Source organism: Bacillota bacterium, from assembly GCA_013178415.1.
GTDB lineage: Bacteria > Bacillota > SHA-98 > Ch115 > Ch115 > Ch115.
Genome location: JABLXA010000042.1, coordinates 1 through 17,939 on the forward strand (window position 1 = coordinate 1; position 17,939 = coordinate 17,939).

At 49.9% G+C, this 17,939-nt stretch carries 16 protein-coding genes; 6 read left to right on the forward strand and 10 right to left on the reverse strand.

Going from position 1 to position 17,939, the window contains the following annotated elements:
• Nucleotides 1-599 precede the first annotated feature (599 nt).
• From HPY52_16590 to HPY52_16605, 4 genes are all read left to right on the forward strand, one after another.
• The gene (locus tag HPY52_16590) at nucleotides 600-1,607 is read left to right on the forward strand and encodes an ATP-binding cassette domain-containing protein (GenBank protein NPV81850.1); all 1,008 of its coding nucleotides are present in this window, start codon (nucleotides 600-602) and stop codon (nucleotides 1,605-1,607) included.
• A 107-nt stretch (nucleotides 1,608-1,714) separates the two neighbouring features.
• The gene (locus tag HPY52_16595; GenBank protein NPV81851.1) at nucleotides 1,715-2,503 is read left to right on the forward strand and encodes a hypothetical protein; all 789 of its coding nucleotides are present in this window, start codon (nucleotides 1,715-1,717) and stop codon (nucleotides 2,501-2,503) included.
• Complete coding sequence (locus HPY52_16600; GenBank protein ID NPV81852.1) at nucleotides 2,487-3,302, forward strand: hypothetical protein; 816 nt, start codon at nucleotides 2,487-2,489, stop codon at nucleotides 3,300-3,302. Before HPY52_16595 ends, HPY52_16600 begins: the two co-directional genes overlap by 17 nt.
• 23 nt (nucleotides 3,303-3,325) lie before the next feature.
• Entirely contained in the window at nucleotides 3,326-3,676 is a 351-nt protein-coding gene (locus HPY52_16605) for a cupin domain-containing protein (GenBank protein NPV81853.1), read from the forward strand.
• A gap of 214 nt (nucleotides 3,677-3,890) precedes the next feature.
• Here HPY52_16605 and HPY52_16610 read toward each other — a convergent pair whose 3' ends face one another.
• The 4 genes from HPY52_16610 to melA all read right to left on the reverse strand — a co-directional run bounded on the left by HPY52_16610 (nucleotide 3,891) and on the right by melA (nucleotide 7,585).
• Nucleotides 3,891-4,154 carry a hypothetical protein gene (locus HPY52_16610; protein NPV81854.1) on the reverse strand — a complete coding sequence of 88 codons (264 nt, stop codon included), beginning with the start codon at nucleotides 4,152-4,154 and terminating at the stop codon, nucleotides 3,891-3,893.
• A 225-nt stretch (nucleotides 4,155-4,379) separates the two neighbouring features.
• Entirely contained in the window at nucleotides 4,380-5,267 is an 888-nt protein-coding gene (locus HPY52_16615; protein NPV81855.1) for a sugar phosphate isomerase/epimerase, read from the reverse strand.
• A 143-nt stretch (nucleotides 5,268-5,410) separates the two neighbouring features.
• Nucleotides 5,411-6,142 carry a Fic family protein gene (locus HPY52_16620; GenBank protein NPV81856.1) on the reverse strand — a complete coding sequence of 244 codons (732 nt, stop codon included), beginning with the start codon at nucleotides 6,140-6,142 and terminating at the stop codon, nucleotides 5,411-5,413.
• Nucleotides 6,143-6,265: 123 nt separating this feature from the next.
• On the reverse strand, nucleotides 6,266-7,585 hold the full coding sequence (melA, locus tag HPY52_16625; protein ID NPV81857.1) for an alpha-galactosidase: 1,320 nt from the start codon (nucleotides 7,583-7,585) through the stop codon (nucleotides 6,266-6,268).
• 233 nt (nucleotides 7,586-7,818) lie between these two features.
• Here melA and HPY52_16630 point away from each other — a divergent pair, with 233 nt between their 5' ends.
• Complete coding sequence (locus HPY52_16630; GenBank protein ID NPV81858.1) at nucleotides 7,819-8,061, forward strand: type II toxin-antitoxin system Phd/YefM family antitoxin; 243 nt, start codon at nucleotides 7,819-7,821, stop codon at nucleotides 8,059-8,061.
• Entirely contained in the window at nucleotides 8,058-8,321 is a 264-nt protein-coding gene (locus HPY52_16635; protein NPV81859.1) for a Txe/YoeB family addiction module toxin, read from the forward strand. The genes HPY52_16630 and HPY52_16635 overlap by 4 nt, the downstream gene beginning before the upstream one ends.
• A gap of 167 nt (nucleotides 8,322-8,488) precedes the next feature.
• On the opposite strand, the gene HPY52_16640 is transcribed toward HPY52_16635, so the two are convergent.
• The 6 genes from HPY52_16640 to HPY52_16665 all read right to left on the reverse strand — a co-directional run bounded on the left by HPY52_16640 (nucleotide 8,489) and on the right by HPY52_16665 (nucleotide 17,860).
• Nucleotides 8,489-9,460, reverse strand: coding sequence for an ROK family protein (locus HPY52_16640; protein NPV81860.1), 972 nt, complete (start codon nucleotides 9,458-9,460; stop codon nucleotides 8,489-8,491).
• A gap of 218 nt (nucleotides 9,461-9,678) precedes the next feature.
• Entirely contained in the window at nucleotides 9,679-12,036 is a 2,358-nt protein-coding gene (locus HPY52_16645) for a glycoside hydrolase family 2 (GenBank protein NPV81861.1), read from the reverse strand.
• An 18-nt stretch (nucleotides 12,037-12,054) separates the two neighbouring features.
• Nucleotides 12,055-14,508 (reverse strand): alpha-mannosidase, encoded by a 2,454-nt coding sequence (locus HPY52_16650; GenBank protein NPV81862.1) that lies wholly within the window; start codon nucleotides 14,506-14,508, stop codon nucleotides 12,055-12,057.
• Between the two features lie 125 nt (nucleotides 14,509-14,633).
• Nucleotides 14,634-15,845: a hypothetical protein gene (locus HPY52_16655; GenBank protein NPV81863.1), complete on the reverse strand. Its 1,212-nt coding sequence runs from the start codon at nucleotides 15,843-15,845 to the stop codon at nucleotides 14,634-14,636.
• Nucleotides 15,846-16,880: a hypothetical protein gene (locus HPY52_16660; GenBank protein NPV81864.1), complete on the reverse strand. Its 1,035-nt coding sequence runs from the start codon at nucleotides 16,878-16,880 to the stop codon at nucleotides 15,846-15,848.
• A gap of 215 nt (nucleotides 16,881-17,095) precedes the next feature.
• Entirely contained in the window at nucleotides 17,096-17,860 is a 765-nt protein-coding gene (locus HPY52_16665; protein ID NPV81865.1) for a hypothetical protein, read from the reverse strand.
• Nucleotides 17,861-17,939 lie beyond the last annotated feature (79 nt).

A 17,939-nucleotide genomic window follows, 5' to 3' on the forward strand; every position in this document is an offset into this window, starting at 1 on the left:
CGAGTGCATCATCGCGAACAAACAGCTGTTGCAAAACCTCTCCGTCTACTGTAACCTGATACTGGGCCATCTCTTACTCCTCCTGGTGATGTTTCTATTTCAATTATTCATCTACCAGAGGAGGGGTGGCCCTTCCTTCTTCTAGGGCCCCTTCTACTCCTTTTTACACCATTATACGGACGCTACTCCCTTGAAATCCAGGTTCATGGATTTCCTTTTCATATCTCACGAAGTCTTTTCGTGGGAAAAGCCTTGTAATAGGAGTGGATGACCAACGGCCATTAACAAAATAGTTTTGTACCAGTAAAGCATAGCCCACTGATTATCTCGCTAATCTATCAATGAGCCAATAACAAATAGGGACCTTGACGTTGTCCTGAGTATTTGACATACCATAGCGATTTCCTTGTTGAAATCATGATATAATTTAACTAATGCCATTTAGATCGCCGGGCCGGTCGCGATAGTCTTCCTCGCCCTTCGAGAATACCCCTCCTACCCGGCTCAGAGGCAGAGAGTTTCTGTAACTGCATGAAGGAAGGAGAGCACTGGCGTATCCCACCTAGAAGATTGTGGGGACTCTGCGTCGAACGCCTATGATGCCCGTTATCATCGCAAAAAGGCTCACCAAGACATTTGTCACAAAACAGAAGGGGTCAGGCCTCAGGGAAAGTATTCGTTCTATCTTCAGGCCTGAATTTTCGCACATCCACGCAGTGCGCGGAATTTCCTTCGAAGTTGCCCAGGGTGAGTCTCTGGCTTTCATCGGCCCAAATGGCGCAGGGAAATCCACGACCATCAAGATTCTCACCGGCATTCTCTTCCCCACCTCCGGGGAGGCAAGAGTGCTGGGATTTACGCCGTGGAATGACCGCGAACGGTTGGCATTCCATATAGGATCCGTCTTTGGGCAGAAATCACAGCTGTGGTATCACCTACCCCCATTAGACACTTTTGACCTCCTGGCCAGAATCTATGAGCTTGATCACCACGAATATATTAAGAGAAGGGATCACCTCATCGACATATTCGAGATAAAAGAGTTTGAACGCACTCCTGTAAGAAAGTTGTCCCTTGGCCAGAGAATGAGGTGTGAGATTGCGGCCTCGCTTCTTCACAAACCAGCTCTCATTCTTCTCGACGAGCCTACCATTGGTCTGGATGTGGTGGCAAGGCAGAGTATACGTGCGCTGATAAAGCATGTAAACACGCACGAGGGGACCACGGTATTCCTTACTTCCCATGATGTGGGAGATATCGAGGACCTCTGCCGTCGCGTTATTGTTATAAACAATGGGCAGCTTGTCCTGGATGAGAGTACTTCCACCCTGAAGCGGACATACCTGAAGAGCAAGGTAATAGATCTCAAATGCGGAGCTCCGGTGTCAGAGGGAAGCATATCCCTCCCGGGTGTGCGGGTCGTCAAGGCAAAAGGCTATGGCATAAAACTTGAGGTAGATACGAGCCAGCGGCAGATTGAACAGGTGGTGAGTTTCATCCTCCAGAACTTCAAAGTGATCGATATAAATATATCCGACCCGCCCCTTGAGGACATAATCGCCACAATCTATCGCGAAATTCAACCTGCCGGGGGTGGAGATAGGTGAATGACCGGCCGGCGGCTGCATCAGGTTTTGATTTAGTCCCAGATCGCGGATACTACATAGATCCGGGTCGCGGACGCCGCAGGGGGATATTCCATGTCATCAGGTCCATGGATAAGTATCTCAAGGTGCTGACCTTATCCATCGAGAATTCCATCGCTTATTTCTATGACACCCTGGCCCGGACTATTTTCATGGCGGTCGTGATCTTTGTGTTCGTTCATCTCTGGAGAACAACCTACTCAATTACAGGCCATGCCGTCATCTCCGGCTATTCCATGACACAGATGATCTGGTACCTCGTTTTGACGGAGAGCATCATAACCGGGAGAATCCGGTACACCCGGAGAATGGATGAAGAAGTCAGGTCAGGGCAGATCGCATATTCGCTGAATAAGCCATTCAACTATCTCCTGTTCCACTATTCGATGTTTCTGGGGGAGTCCCTCGTCAGAGTCATGGCCAGCCTTCTGGTGGGTGGGATAGTTGCGCTTCTGATGGTAGGGCCGATTTATGTGCCGGCAGGGGCAATCATCCCCGTTGTGGTGGCCATTTTATTGGGGCTAACAGTAGATTTCGCCATATCATCGTCAATAGGGCTGCTCGCTTTCTGGGTGGAAGATACAGCGCCTTTCGGCCTTATCTACAATTGCCTTACACTCATACTGGGAGGGACTCTGCTGCCCCTTGAATTATTCCCGGCCGCGCTGCGCCGGGTGGCGGAAGCCTTGCCAATGAATCAAGTAGTCTACGCGCCTGCAAGGCTATTTGCCAATTTCTCCGGAGAGGCGCCCGTAGCTATCCTTCTGGCGCAGATAACCTGGGTTGTGATTCTCGCTCTCGCGCTTTCCGGCATATTCAACCTCGGGAGGAGGAGGCTAAATGTCAACGGGGGATAGCTTCCGGCAACGCATCCTGCAGCATCTCAAGCTCGTAGCGGCTTATGCGCAAATCAATTTCCAGACGGCAATGGAATATCGCGCCAGTTTTTTCTCACAGATCATCGGAATGTTCTTGAATGATGGGATCTGGCTTGCCTTCTGGTGGCTATATTTCACCAAATTCCCGGTGCTCGGGGCATGGCAGCGACAGGATGTAGTTGTGCTGTGGGCAGTCCTCGCCACCTCATTTGGCTTAGCGTCAGGTATTTTCGGAAATTGCCTCAATCTGGCCGGCGTGATCTTGCGCGGCGAACTAGATTTTTACCTCACCCTCCCGAAAGATGTGTTAACCCATGTGCTCATTACTCGCATGAGCACCTCCGCCTGGGGGGACGTGGCTTTTGGAATCCTGGTCTTTGCGGCATTTGGTGATCCCACCCCTGTTCGTGTTATACTCTACCTTCTCTCCATAGCAATGGCAGCAGTGTTCTTTGTCAGCTTCTTTGTGCTCGCACATTCTCTGGCTTTCTTCATCGGAAATGCCCAGGGCATCTCAGAGCAGCTTGCCATGACCATGATTCATTTCTCCTCATATCCGACTTCAGTTTTTCGAGGGATGACGAAGATAATCCTATTCACCCTCATTCCAGCCGGATTCATCAATTCTGTTCCGGTGCATGTAATTCGCGATTTTCGCCCGGGCTTCTTCGGAGCCCTTATAGCGGCTACATTGGCCATGGCAATAAGCGCCCGGTTCCTCTTTCGGGTGGGATTGCGACGCTATGAATCAGGAAATCTCATCACCGTGAGATTATAAATAATGGGGAGGTAAGTTGTGGAATGATTCGGACAGCACAGGAAATGGAACGGGAAATACGCGAAAAGATGCGTGGGGGTACTGGATTAGTTGAGATTCGCCATATCTTCCGGGAGGATCAGCTAACCGGCAAGGCACGGCTCTTTGCCCATTTGCATCTGCCGCCAGGCGCATCGATTGGCTTTCATCGCCATGAGGGTGAAGAGGAAATCTTCTATATTTTATCTGGTCATGGAATCGTGGACGACAATGGGACCCGGAGAGAAGTGGCTCCTGGAGACGCTGTTCTTACCGGCGGCGGCGCAGGGCATGCAATTGAGGCATCGGGAGATGAACCCCTGGAAATGGTGGCAGTTATCCTGAAGTATAGCTGAGCGTTGGAATACATAGGTCATAAGGGCATAACTTATATTGACCCATTAGCTTAATTCATTTATGATTGGCCTTAGGCAGGAGGGATTTAATGGATAGGCGTATTGTAACGCTATACTTGAACACAATGGAAAAGGGAGGCGGCGTCACGGGACTAAAACCATCCCTGGATGCTATTCCTTGGCAAAAAGATCAAAGGGATTACAAATGATATATTTACTCCAGGCTCGTTCCCGGTCGATCATCCTCATCCTCCCTGACGCGCGATAGGTCCTCCACGAGGTCGCGGCGATCCTTCCATTTCCCGGCCACAGCCCTAACTATGTCCTTTGCCCTTTGGGGCGCTACGGGCTTAATGGTAATTTTATCTATAGCCGGAACAATCTCAACCAGATCGCCAGGTTGGATTTTGGCAATCCTTAACGCCTCTCCAATTAAGATACTACCGTCTGGTGCAATCCTTTTCCTAACTGGTAGCAATGATCATCCCCCCAAGCGTGGTTAATTAAAGACAAGTAAAGAGTATCACCTTTCTTGTAAGATTATACCACAGAAAAATGCTCCCTTTCAACCAGTAACACTATTTTATCATTTCCTTCGGCATCACCTCGATCGCTGCGCGCAGTTGGCCTAACCCAGAATATGCACGCTGCGGCTTCCATCATTCTGATGGCACCGCCGCAGCAGCATAAGACTCCGCCCAAATCAAGAGCAAACCTGATCCAGGATACGTTTCAGGCCAGCGAATGAACGACGTGTTGCATCCTCCGGCGTGAGACCTTCTGCGCGGAAGTGGGTTTCTAGGGAAAGCACTCCATCATATCCATCTCGTTTGAGGGCCGCCATTTGGCCTAAGAGGTCGATCCGCCCTTCCCCTATGGCCGCCCACATCCGCCGGCCTGTCTCTTGATCAATCTTGGCATCCTTCAGATGCACATGAATGATCTTATCCTTCCTCACAGCCTCGTACCCGTCCGGATAAGGGGTTTCATTCAGGAAGAAGGCATTGCCGGGATCCCATATGATTCCAAAGGAAGCGAACCGATCCGGGTATTTGTTCATGATTATGGAGAGGAAACGCCTGACTTCGTCTCCGTTCCCGACGCAACATTCATGCTCATTTTCAAGGGCGAGTTTGACCCCCGCCTCCTTGACCATAGCTAAAGGCTCATCAAAATATGAAGCAATTTCCTCAAGAAGCTCATCAGTGACGGCAGGCTGACGCCAGAACGCAAAAGTCCTCACTATTGGGGCATCGAAATAGTGCGCGAGGTCCAGACACCTTCGCAAGATATTCAGTTGACGTTCATAATCTCCTCCAGAAGCAAAAAAGGTATCTTTCCCAACCGAGTGCCTTGTGGGCTTGCCCGGAAGGTCGCTCTTAAGGAATGGCCCGGCGATGGCAGCAACCTTCAGATTTCTCTTTTCAATTGCCTCTTTAACCTGCGAAATCTTATCATCTTTCAGGTCAGCTATGTTTATACCCCAGATGGAACGGAGCTCCACATATCCCATATTGAATTCACAAATGACATCGAGCGCATGGTCAAGGTCTTGACTTATCTCATCGGTGATAACCCCAAGCTTGAACAAAGCCGTCCTCCTCCTTCGCGTTCTGATATGTAGGATTGCGTCCATGCGACATGGAGAATAAAATCGGTATGTGCCATTGCCTTCATGTTTTGATATATAGGACTGAGCCAAGTTGGGCGCCATGGCTCCATATATATGAATCCCTATCTCAATATGGACTTAAGATACATATCTGTAGTCCTATCCACGGCCTTTGCCACAAACCGGATAAACTCCTCCCTTTTCCCCTCCCCTGCCTGCTCTAGGGCATCGTAATATTCAAGCCTGTCCTCGGGCCTTATAATCGCAATTGGATAACCGTCTCGCATCAGGCACAGATTCATAAGGAGCCTCGCAGTCCTCCCGTTGCCATCTATAAATGGATGGATAAGCGCCAGTTCAAGGTGCGCCAGGGCAGCGCGCTCAACAGCATGCATACTTTGCACCGCATCGTTGAGCCAGATGGAGAATTCATTCATGCGAATTGGCACATCCGCAGGGTCCGGGGGGATATACTTTGAGCCTGATATATAAACTTGCTGCGTTCGATATTTCCCCGCGTGCTCATCATCTATTCCTCGAAGGACAAGTGAATGGACCTGCCGTATTTCAAGCTCCGTGATGGGGTCACCACCCCTTGCAAGGCCTTCAACGAAGTCTATTGCCGCTTTATGATTAATGACTTCCAGGTGCTCCACAAGTGGCTTGCCACGCACTGTGAGTCCATGCTTCAATATGACCAAGGTCTCTTGCCTGGTGATGGTGCTCCCTTCAATGGCGTTGCTCGTATATGTCCATTCTATATCAAAATATTCTTTCAACTTCTGAACAACAGCATCAGGAAGAGGCCTGTGGCTATCAATCAACGCCTTCTTATCATCTATTCCCCTGAGGATCTCCGCTAGTGGCCGCGACTTTTCCATCCAACGACCCTTCTCAATAGGCCCCCAGGCGGCTGAAACCCACCTCAACGCAAAGATGAGTTGCCGTCCGGGAGTCCCGCATCTTAGATATCATTATTAGATTTTGATAGTCTTGAATTGAGGTAGATATGGCTCATTTTGCCTGAACATCGCGCTTACCATATCTTTTATTTCGCTTAGAGACAGGACTGCAGCCGTCAATGGGTCATAAGCAATAGCATGGAACACTAACCGTGGATTGCCCGTGAGGGCGCCTTCCACTGCCATCTCTTCCACCGCTATGCTGATATTGTTCAATGCAGCCAACTGTGGCGGTAATGCACCCACATGTATAGGATTAAAGCCACGACGATTGGCCAGGACCGGCACCTCGACACAGGCGTTCTCCGGCAAGTTGGAAATTATGCCGGTATTGGGCACATTCCCGTTAAATTCGTACGGTTCACCGCCAAGGACTGCATTTATGATATAAGCCGCATATTCATGACCGCGTTCCAGGCTGATATCTTTAGACAGCCACTCCTCTACATCGTCTTTCCAGGTATCTTCCCGCTTCAGGTATTCCTTCAAAATGTAGGCATATTCTCCAGGATTCCACCCGGTCCCATGAGTGCAGTATTTCTCAATCAAGTCAGGCCGTTTGCGGAACCACCAGCTATATTCTGAGTTGTGGCCGCTGGATTCAGTCACATAATAGTCAAGGTGAAGGAACATTTCGTTACGAACAATTTCTTCCTGATATATCTCGGGCCTCTTCACAGCTTCACGTATGAGAGGATATGCGTCTTCACCTTTCCATTCGTACCTCAGATACCATGCCTGGTGATTTATCCCTGCGCAGACGAAATCAATCTCCGACATCGGCGCGCCGATCCAGCGAGCCAGCATCTCTGCTGTCCCTTGCACACTATGGCAGAGGCCTGTGACTCGCACTGATGTCTCTCTCTGCATGGCCCTGCACAGCATGGCCATGGGGTTGGTGTAGTTCAGCAAGATGGCCTTTGGACAATATCGTTCGATGTCATGACAGATATCCAGCATAACCGGAATAGTTCTCAAGGCCCGGAAGATGCCTGCCGGCCCTCGTGTATCCCCTACATTGATATCAACCCCGAATTTCTTGGGAATCTCGATATCGTGACGCCAGACCTGGACATCACCAGCCAATATTGTGCACAGTACCGCGTCTGCTCCCTCAAGCGCCTTCGCCCGATCGGTGGTGGCTTCTATTTTGGCGGGATACTTACCCTGATTTATGATCTTCTCTACTGCCCGCTTTGCGAAGTTTAAGCGTTCTTCGTTTATATCCATGAGGGATATTGTGGCATCTGCGAGAAGCGGGAACGTGAGAATATCTCGCACCAGGTTGCGCGTAAATACCATGCTGCCGGCTCCGATGAAAGTGATCTTCGCCATAGCCCTGCCTCCTTGTCTTTACCTTACAATGGAATTACAATCTGACTCCCATCTTACATCCACCATATCATTCTGCGGATTTTCCCGATTTCCTTCCAACAGATCGAATATGAAGGGATGGTTCGCCATTGCTTTTAGATGATTAATGCCGCATATGCTCAACTTGTCCTCCTTAATGATATTATTGACGTACGTCAAAGCGTACGTTATATTACTATTGAGGTGTTGTAAGAATGAGAGTTATTAATGCCACTAAAGCGCGTGAAAAACTCTATTCACTGATTGATGCAGCCAGTCGTTCGCATGAACCCGTGCAAATCATTGGCAAAAGAGGCAATGCAGTATTGATTTCTGAGAGTGACTGGAATGCAATTCAGGAAACTCTTTACCTGTTGAGTATACCTGGCATGAGGGAATCGATACTCGAAGGAATGAAAACACCGATTGCAGAATGCCAGGAAGAGCTTGAATGGTGAATTATAAGTTGCTTTTTACCAGACAAGCCCAAAAAGATGCATTGAAAATTAAGGCTGCCGGCTTAAAAGAGAGTGTCCAAGAGTTGCTGACGATTTTAAAGAGCAATCCTTATCAAAATCCGCCCCCGTATGAAAAATTGGTGGGCGATTTATCAGGTGCTTATTCAAGGCGAATCAACATCAAGCACAGGCTAGTGTATCAGGTTTTGGAGGAACAGCGGATCGTGAAGATTTTGCGAATGTGGACTCATTATGAATAAGCAGCTATTTCAAGGAAATGGGCCCGAGAGGGCCCCTTCCAACTATCACTATTCGCCGTGACGCTCCGCACAGGCTGAAGCGCGGCGGCCTGCGACCGGTTCAGCCCGGTCAGTCGCGGAACTCAGTGCCAGCAGCTGAAGTCGGCACTGATAGACCTCTTCTTCTATCAATTTCCCATTATCAGGCCGGCAGCCACAGAAAGACTAGCAAAGTCGCCGACATTCTCCCCGAGTCCGGCGGGAACTATCTGGCACGCAGAAAGAGACTGGCCTAACGCTTCCCTTTTCAATTCCTCTATCACAATCGGCTCCAGAATGGACTTCTGCCTTACATAGATGCTACCAATGATGATTTTCTCCGGGTTGAGGATATCCACCAGGATGGCCAGGCCTCTGCCCAGCTTTCTACCCACAATGCGGAATACTTCCAGCGCCAGAGGATCCCCCATCTGCGCGGCCTCTCCTACTTTCTTGGTTGTCACATGGGGTAGCGCCTCGCGCGTCGGGCAGTAAAGACTAACCTTCCCTGAATCCAGCGCATCCTCCGCCATCTTCTTCGCAAGTTGCGCGATCCCCCCGCCACTACAGAATCCCTCGAAAGAGCCGGCCTTGCCATATCCCACCGGCCCATCGCGTTCAAGCCGGATATGACCAACCTCACCAGCCATGTCATTTGTCCCTGTATACAGCCTTCCATCCAGGATTAGGCCTGCCCCCATGCCCGTGCCAAAAGTGAGGAATATCATATTCTTGCATCCTCTGCCAGCCCCCCACCGCCATTCCGCCAGGGCGCAGGCATTAGCGTCATTTTGAAGCCCGACGGGTATGTGAAATTGCTCCACAAATGGCGTGAATACATCGATTGAATCCCAGTTAGGCAGATTGGGCGGGGATAGAATCAGGCCTCTTTTGCTGTCCAGCGGCCCTCCGCAGCTGATTCCGATTGCCGCAGGTGGACTCTCTGGATATTTCATGAGCAATTCCCTTAAACCACCGATGATCATCTGGATTGCGGTATCAGGCGATTCCGGAGTCGGGAATGCTAATTTATCTATGATCTCTATGCTGTTCTCAGTTGCTTTACCTAGTGAAATTGCACATTTAGTGCCACCAATGTCAACTCCGGCGACCACATTCATCCAAGGGAAACCTCCTCCAATTGTTGCCAAACAAACTGAGACTCCGCCATTTTCTTCACTACAAAAACGGACCACCGCTATCTTCGGCCTTCGCCCTGTAACGGCCCGATCTTCACCTTGCGATAGACCCATCTTTACCCTGCGATGGACCTATCTTCACTCTACAATAGCCCCATCTCCATCCTGCGATGGCCGCAAATGAGGGCCGTAATGGCGGACTACTTCGCTATATTCCCAGCGTCAAATTCCTCCGGAAGCGCAGCTATCTTCTCGAGCCAATTGCGATATTGATGAAATGAGAACGGCGGCTTCCCGAGGAGATAATGATTTCCGTATCTCCTGCCATCTATCGTCCACTCAATCAGGAATAGCCTGTGTTCTCCGTGGGAGACCCGGATGCGCCCCAGGACAGTGTTCTCGTTTGGGCGGGTAATGAAATCCCCTGCCAGGAGGTTTTCCCCTGTATCAGCGTCAACAACCCGGTAAGTCCCGGAGACCGCCTCCCTGGAATCATTCCCTGCCACGACATTCACATGCCAGTTTTCCGGCTCATCAATCATTATGCAGACAGGTTTCTGAACCCGCTTGATAAAGTAATAGGCAAGCTTCTTTCCGAAATAATAATCAACTATAGCATCAGAGAATTGTGGCCATCCATCCAGCATGTTCCACCAGATTATCCCGGTGCGACGCCATTTATGAAGCCGGGTCATCTCAATGAAGAATTTCTTCGCTTCAGCTTGCGAAATCTGCGATGCTAGCGCGAAATCCTCCAGGTTATCGGGTATCTCGCCAAACATTTCTTTAATCTGATTTGCCATCAATGGGACCCTGTAAGAATATCCGCTGTCGCCCTCCGGCACAGGATCAGTGCAATGGATGCGCCATTCCTCATTATCCTGGTAAGGCCACAGCATGTCAAGGCTGATGAATTTTTTGATCGAGGATACATTAGGACAACCATGGTACCCGATCTCACTCACGAAATGAGCTGTCGACTCTGTGTAAAAACGGCTCTTATAATAATCCCGAGGCCCCCACAGATGCTCCTCAGGCATGAGCCGCCTGTTTCTTCTTCTTACAACCTCAGGGGAATGATATGGTGAACTCGGCAAATAGGGTCGTGAAGGGTCGCAGCTATATACCACCTGGGGCAGGACTTCTCTGGTTATCCGGTTGTTCGCCGGGTCAAGGCCAGCCCCGGTGAAAACCTCATCACATTCATTATCCCCGCACCAAAGCGCAAGAGAAGGATGATTGCGCAGTTTTCGCACCACAGCAGTCGCCTCAGCACGGATTATATCGAGAAACTCGGGGGTCTGAGGGTATCGAGCGCACGCCATGGCAAAATCCTGCCACACCAAAATGCCATATTCATCGCAAATGTCAAAGAACTCATGATCCTCATAGACGTTTCCTCCCCAGCAGCGAACGATATTGCAGCCCAGGTCTTTGAAGAGGTCAAGGGCGGCGCGATAGCGTTCCGCATCCCGGCTGTGAAAGGCGTCCAGTGGAACCCAGTTGGAACCCTTGCAAAGTATTGGCGTGTCATTGACCTTGAAAAGAAATTCCCCCGGGCATTCAGCGGTAGTAACATCGGTCCGGATTAGTTCAATTACCCTGATCCCAATACGATCATGGCGGCTGGCGATTACTTCGCCATGGCGAAGTAATTCCGTAGTGACAGTATAGAGGTGCGGCTCGCCATAGCCACGAGGCCACCACAGCTTCGGGTTGGATATGTCGAATCTTATTTCCCCCGCATTGAAGAATACCGGACGCGTCACCTCAAAAGTTGAATCTTTGCATTTGAGGGAGGAATCTTCGCGCTCAAATGAGGAATCCCGACATTCTCCTCTAAATCTCAAAGCATAGCCTTCTGAAATTGGTTCGCAGGTATCTATCTGGAACATGATCCCTATGCTTGCCATCCTATCATTCGCCCTGTAAGTCCGGAAATAGAGATCCGTTATCTCATCTGAATCATGGACGACAAGCTCAACGGGCCTCCAGATCCCCGCTGAAAGCGCCCGCGGCATGATATCCCAGCCATAGCTATGAGGAGCCTTACGAATCCAAAGCTGTTCCCAATTCATCGGAGCGGCCGCCATTGATGGATCATAGATATGGCGGCGAGCCTCGTTGACCGGCGACCCCAACCTCACCACAAGATGGTTCCTTCCCTGGGGGCGGAGCTTCCCTGTAACATCAAAGCGATGTTCTATGAACATATTCCGGGATTCCCCAAGTTTTTCACCATTCAACCAATATGTAGCGATGCAATCAACCCCATGGAAAACCAATTCAACCTTGCGCCCTTCCACCTGCGGCGGCGTATCGAATTCTCGTTCATACCACCACTCATAAGTTTCATAAGGGCGAAGCTTTCGAATATTGGCGCCGAAAAAAGGCTCTGGAAGCTTTCCTGCCCGGATGAGATCCAGCTCCACATTACCGGGCACCTGCGCTTCTACAGGCCCAAACCCTGCATTCCGCAGGGTTTTGGGATCCTGTATGTTCATTTGTCCTTCAGGGAAGTAATAGAGATGCCATTTCCCGTTCAAGGCAACACGCATCTACAAACACTCTCCTTCTCAGGCTATTTCCATTTCCAGGAGATTTACCTCCCTGATCGGGAGCCTCCCGTCAGCAGGAATCCTGAAGGTCTTTATCTCGCAGGGCTTGAAATCTGCGATCCACTCCCGTTCTATAAGAGGAAGCCTGATCTTGGCTGAAGTGGTCGCCTTCCCTTCTGACTCGTAGACCCTCACAATCAGGTCGTCTGAATCCTCATGCGACTTCATTGCAGAGAGTAGGATATTCCCTGGATTTACCTCAATGAACGATAAGGAACCAGGGAGATTGCCATCATGATTGGATTCGACAAGACAGATGGCCGGCTGGTTGAGTTCCAGGCCTAATCTTACCGTCCCCGCTTCCCGCCAGGTATCTTTATGAGGCAGGATCAAGTATTTGAATGACTGAATCCCGTTATCGATGCTCTGATAGGTCACATCCGGAAGAACCCCATTGGTCTTATGGTCAGCATATGAGGGGCTTCTGAGGACTGTAAGCCGTATCTCCGAATCCTTTATGTCATAGCTGTATTTGCAATCATTCAGTATGCTCACGCCATAGCAGAGCTTTTTGCCACCTGCGGATACCGCCTGCCCTGTCACATCAGCCCAGTTCTGCGCAGGCTCTTCCTCTCCATCAGCAGGTCTCACTATATGCCCGAAAGGCATCTCGTATGTAGCCTCGGGTGCTTCCACATTGACCGGAAATGCCAGTTTCAGCATCTTATATGTCTCCCGCCAATCAACAGTCACCCGGCATTCAATATACGGGAGTTCCCTATAAAGGATAAAATCTTGTGTAACTTTTGACTTGTTACATGCGCTTTCCACTCTCAAGCGAGCCCGCACAGGGCCACTCTCCATGAGGCTTACGTCGGCATCCATGAACTTCGCGCATTCATTTCTGAACTCGAAGACCCCATGGCTCCATGTGTCACTGGGATCGTCGATTACAACAGGAACTGCCGCCCGGCCTGAAAACACCTTAACCCCATTCATCTTGTCGAAAAGCTCGCTGATATAACCTGTCCGAGGTTCAATTTCAACTCTGAGCCAGTCGTTCTCCAATGTTGTGGGCGTAGCCTTCAACATGCCACGGGACTCAATTTGCTCGGGAGAGAGGACCTCTTTGCTATTGTAGAAGACCCGATAACCCAGGGGCGGGATCTCAACAACAACTGCGCTTCTTTCTCGTTGAGTTATTATGTTCGGGTTTTCCACCCTTTGATGAAGTAGAGTGTTGCCTTCGGAGTCCATGATACCATCAATGGGTGGCCTGAATTCCAGAGGTGCCTTCACTGCCCAAGAATGGGGGTTAAATGCTATGAGCGCGGGTTCAGTCCCGGAGGTATTGATCTTGCTTGCAATGCTCTGAGTCGAAAAGGTCAGCTCCTCAGTACTTATCTGCAGCGAACGGCCATGAAGGTTTCTCGCATCCTCATACGCCTCGACTATGCATGTTCCACCCATAACATCGTGGAACTGGTTGAAGAGCAGATCTTGCCATGCCTGGGTAAGCTCTTTCTTCGGATATTCCTTCCCTGCCAGTAGCCCCGCCATTACTGAAAATTTTTCAGCTGCCAGCAGCATATTCTCTCCTCTTCGGTTATTTCGCTTTATCTCCGATAGCACTGAATAGCATCCACTTGCATGATGCTGGAGATCTTCGTGAATTACTGGAATATCTGATGTCCCCTTCTGTACGACCTTCTCGAAGAACCGGTTGGGGCTGCTGAATTCAAGCACGGGCATATCGGGATCAGCGTTCATCTCAATGATACTGGCTATGGACTCCTTTGTTGGGCCACCACCATGATTCCCTACCCCATAAAAGAACATCATATCTGGAAGGAGGGGTTTGACTTCATTTATGAACCTTCCGACCTTCTCGCCTAAATGACCGCCCCTTGAGTTGTAGCTTATCGGAATCCTATATGCGAGAACCCGCGAACCGTCATCGCTTTCCCACCAGAAGAGCCACGGGAGGGTCTTTTCATGGGACATGGGCCGCATGAAGACATAATAGTCCATCCCGCTCTTTTTCAGAATTTGCGGCAGCATGCCATTATGGCCAAAGGAATCGATATTATATCCTACCCTGGCCATTACCCCGAACTTCTCTTTGAAATATCTCTGCCCATATAGGCTTTGGCGAGCGAATGACTCCCCTGAAGGAATGTTGCAATCAGGTTCCATCCACCAGCCGCCTACTATACACCATTTGCCAGCCTCAACGGCCTTCTTGATGCGCTCGAAAAGCGCAGGGTCTGTCTTCTCAATCCACTGATAGACTGCGGCTGAACTGCATGTGAAGATAAATTCCGGAGTCTCCCCCATCCTGTCGAGGGCAGATTTAAAGGTAGAACGAGCAGACTCAAGCCCTTCAGGCCACTGCCAGAGCCAGACAGGGTCAATGTGGGCATTTCCGATCATATGTAGAGTATGAGCCTTAGGTCCGGCGCTGTCGCTCATTTTCATCGACCCCCCTTCATCTTGTTGTAGGAAATCTATAAGCAAGGCCAATTATAAGCGCCTTGATCAATCCAGCTTACAGAACGCCTTACATGTGGATAGTCCCTGGGAGATCCATACGCGGATCAACACAACCTACGAAGCGCCTCGCATATGGGTCCATTCAACTCCCATAGCGTTTCATACATGGCCAGGACGTTCTCTGTAGGCGTATCAGGCTGAATGGTGTGGCATGGCGCCACGATGAGACCACCATCCGCCCCCACCACATCCACAAGCCGCTTGACATAATCTCTCACTTCACCAGGAGTGGCATGTGGCAAAAGCTCTTGTTCATCCACGCCGCCATGGAATGTAAGATGGCTTCCGAATTCCCGTTTCAGCTCAAAGGGATCCATTCCTTTAGCAAGGGCCTGAACAGGATTTAGCACATCGATTCCGACCTCGATGAGGTCCGGAATAATGCCCCGCACGCTGCCGCATGAGTGATACTGCACTTTCACCCCATACCGCTTGCAGACATCCACCTGACGCTTCAAACGCGGCTTGATATACCGGCGCCAGAGATCCGGGCTCATTAGAAGGCCATTTTGGGTACCCACGTCATCATTGATCTCGAACATGGCCAATTTCCCATTTGCCGCCGAAAGCACACGCTCCATCCGCGCGATTAGATATTCCAGCACACGATCCATCACTCCGCATGCAAGCCCTGGATCTATCAGGAGATCGCTCAGGAAATTATCCATTCCCCTCATGAACCAGCTGATCTCGAAGAAACCCCGCGTGTGTCCGATAGTAGCATAGTCAGCATATTCAATGCATTCTCCCTCGATGGTGGAATAATCCCACATGTCAGGCGATGGCCAGTAATGGTAATCTGCCAATTCATCGACTGAGGTAACATCCCGGAGCGGATTTCGCGCCAAATCTACATATGCCCCAGTAGAGTGCTCCACCCTCCTGAAATCCACCCCCCAGATATCACGATAGAAACCATCTGGGGTCACCTCTATGGTAGGGTCCGCATATCTTATCTCACTTGCCTCGGCTTTAGGCTCCGGCCCAACCCAGCGGATATCTCCGCCGAACTTCTCTTTCATTCCGGCGTCATCCAGACCCAAATCTTGCTTTAGCCGATCATATAATTCGCGCATGGCAGAGAAACTGTAAGGAGGACGATCGGGTCTATGATGGTCAATACTGGCCAATACTCGCTCACGTGAGGTCATGATCTTAATATCTTCTCCTTTAATCCAATGTAATATGAACAACTCCTTCGCAGCATCCACAGAGGGATCTCTCGCGTCCTGCCAGGCATTTATCCGGCCTGACAACTATTGAATACTACGGGGTCTCCAGACCTTCACTTGATAATCAGGCCATGCAAATTCCTCAAACGCCTTCCCCATCAGTCTGATCCTCTTGATAGGTATATAACCATGATCTATACCCTCATCACAGCACGCAATGAAACCACCATTATATCTACCTAGCGCGGAGACTAGATGCTTCGCTTCCTTACGGATGTCTTCTTCCGTCCCGGCTATCAGGGTTGTCTGCATATCCACTGGGCAGATGAAACATACCTTCCCGCCAAAATTCTCGGCTAGCCTATCTATGCCAGAGACATTTTCATTGCCAAAAATATTGGGTTGGTTAAGGTTGAGCGCATTAACGCCAATCTCAATAAAATCCCCTATTATATCCCATACATATCCACATGAATGGAATAGGACATGCTTCCCATGTTGATGAATAAGATCAAACTGTGCTTTATATAGTGGTTTAAAGATTTCCCTCCAAAGGGAAGGGGAAATAAACAGACCGCGCTGAGTCCCCCAATCATCCCCGAACCATACGCCATCCACGCCCAGTTCGAGGTAATCGGATATTATCGCCATTTCCCACTGCATGAGGTCATCCGCGAGTTTTTTCACCATACCATGGTTCAAAACCAGATCCATGAGGAGATTTTCGGCCCCCCTCAAAAACATCATCCGGTTGAACCCATGAAAACCCATACTGCCTACTATATACTTACCCTTGCTCCTGTGATGCTCAATCGCTTTAGCCAGCCCCTCAAACCTGCCCTCGGCATGGGGATCTGGAAATCTATAGTTTTCATACTCATCCCAGGACTTAATAGGAGAATCTTTTACTTGTCCAAAGGAGGATATCACACGACCTTCGAGTGTGTCCCAGACACATCCGAACTCATCCTCGCCAGGGACCCAGGGCGTCCACCCTTTTGCAGGATGATATCCTATGCCCACAATATCCGATCGTCCAGGATCAAAGCTATACCTTAAGGGAATCCTGGAAGGCCCCTGAAATTCTATCGCCCTTCGTACCAGCTCTCTAGAATCCACAGCAATGCCCCCAATACCGGTTTGCGAGTAGCCCAAACAGGCCTACAAATGTACCCAATAGGCGAAACGTGGCTAATAGTCAGTAGATCAGACCCGACCAATATGCCCCTGGCCACGGTTCCCCGGTTCTTCTAAGGATTCTGGAACAAATACTCAACCGCGACGGTCCCGGTGCCTGTCAAGAACGAATCGCCCTTCAGGCTCGATCCCGTGATCTACTTTGCTATATTTCCAGCGTCAAATTCCTCCGGAAGCGCAGCTATCTTCTCGAGCCAATTGCGATATTGATGGAATGAGAACGGCGGCTTCCCGAGGAGATAATGATTTCCGTATCTCCTGCCATCTATCGTCCACTCAATCAGGAATAGCCTGCGTTCTCCGTGGGAGACCCGGATGCGCCCCAGGACAGTGTTCTCGTTCGGGCGGGTAATGAAATCCCCTGCCAGGAGGTTTTCGCCTGTATCAGCGTCAACGATCCGATAAGTCCCGGAGACCGCCTCCCTAGAATCATTCCCTGCCACGACATTCACATGCCAGTTTTCCGGCTCATCAATCATTATGCAGACAGGTTTCTGAACCCGCTTAATGAAATAGTAAGCTAGCTTCTTTCCAAAATAATAATCAACTATAGCATCAGAGAATTGTGGCCATCCATCCAGCATGTTCCACCAGATTATCCCGGTGCGACGCCATTTATGAAGCCGGGTCATCTCAATGAAGAATTTCTTTGCTTCAGCTTGCGAAATCTGTGATGCCAGCGCGAAATCCTCCAGGTTATCGGGTATCTCGCCAAACATTTCTTTAATCTGGTTTGCCATCAATGGCACCCTGTAAGAATACCCGCTGTCGCCCTCCGGTACAGGATCAGTGCAATGGATGCGCCATTCCTCATTATCATGGTAAGGCCACAGCATGTCAAGGCTGATGAATCTCTTGATCGAGGATACATTAGGACAACCATGGTACCCGATCTCACTCACGAAATGAGCTGTCGACTCTGTGTAAAAACGGCTCTTATAATAATCCCGAGGCCCCCACAGATGCTCCTCAGGCATGAGC

Coding starts and splice junctions, on each gene's coding strand:
- HPY52_16590 (NPV81850.1), top strand. CDS start 600: ATGCCCGTTATCATCGCAAAAAGGCTCACCAAGACATTTGTCACAAAA.
- HPY52_16595 (NPV81851.1), top strand. CDS start 1,715: ATGGATAAGTATCTCAAGGTGCTGACCTTATCCATCGAGAATTCCATC.
- HPY52_16600 (NPV81852.1), top strand. CDS start 2,487: ATGTCAACGGGGGATAGCTTCCGGCAACGCATCCTGCAGCATCTCAAG.
- HPY52_16605 (NPV81853.1), top strand. CDS start 3,326: ATGATTCGGACAGCACAGGAAATGGAACGGGAAATACGCGAAAAGATG.
- melA (NPV81857.1), bottom strand. CDS start 7,585: ATGGCGAAGATCACTTTCATCGGAGCCGGCAGCATGGTATTTACGCGC.
- HPY52_16630 (NPV81858.1), top strand. CDS start 7,819: ATGAGAGTTATTAATGCCACTAAAGCGCGTGAAAAACTCTATTCACTG.
- HPY52_16640 (NPV81860.1), bottom strand. CDS start 9,460: ATGAATGTGGTCGCCGGAGTTGACATTGGTGGCACTAAATGTGCAATT.
- HPY52_16645 (NPV81861.1), bottom strand. CDS start 12,036: ATGCGTGTTGCCTTGAACGGGAAATGGCATCTCTATTACTTCCCTGAA.
- HPY52_16650 (NPV81862.1), bottom strand. CDS start 14,508: ATGAGCGACAGCGCCGGACCTAAGGCTCATACTCTACATATGATCGGA.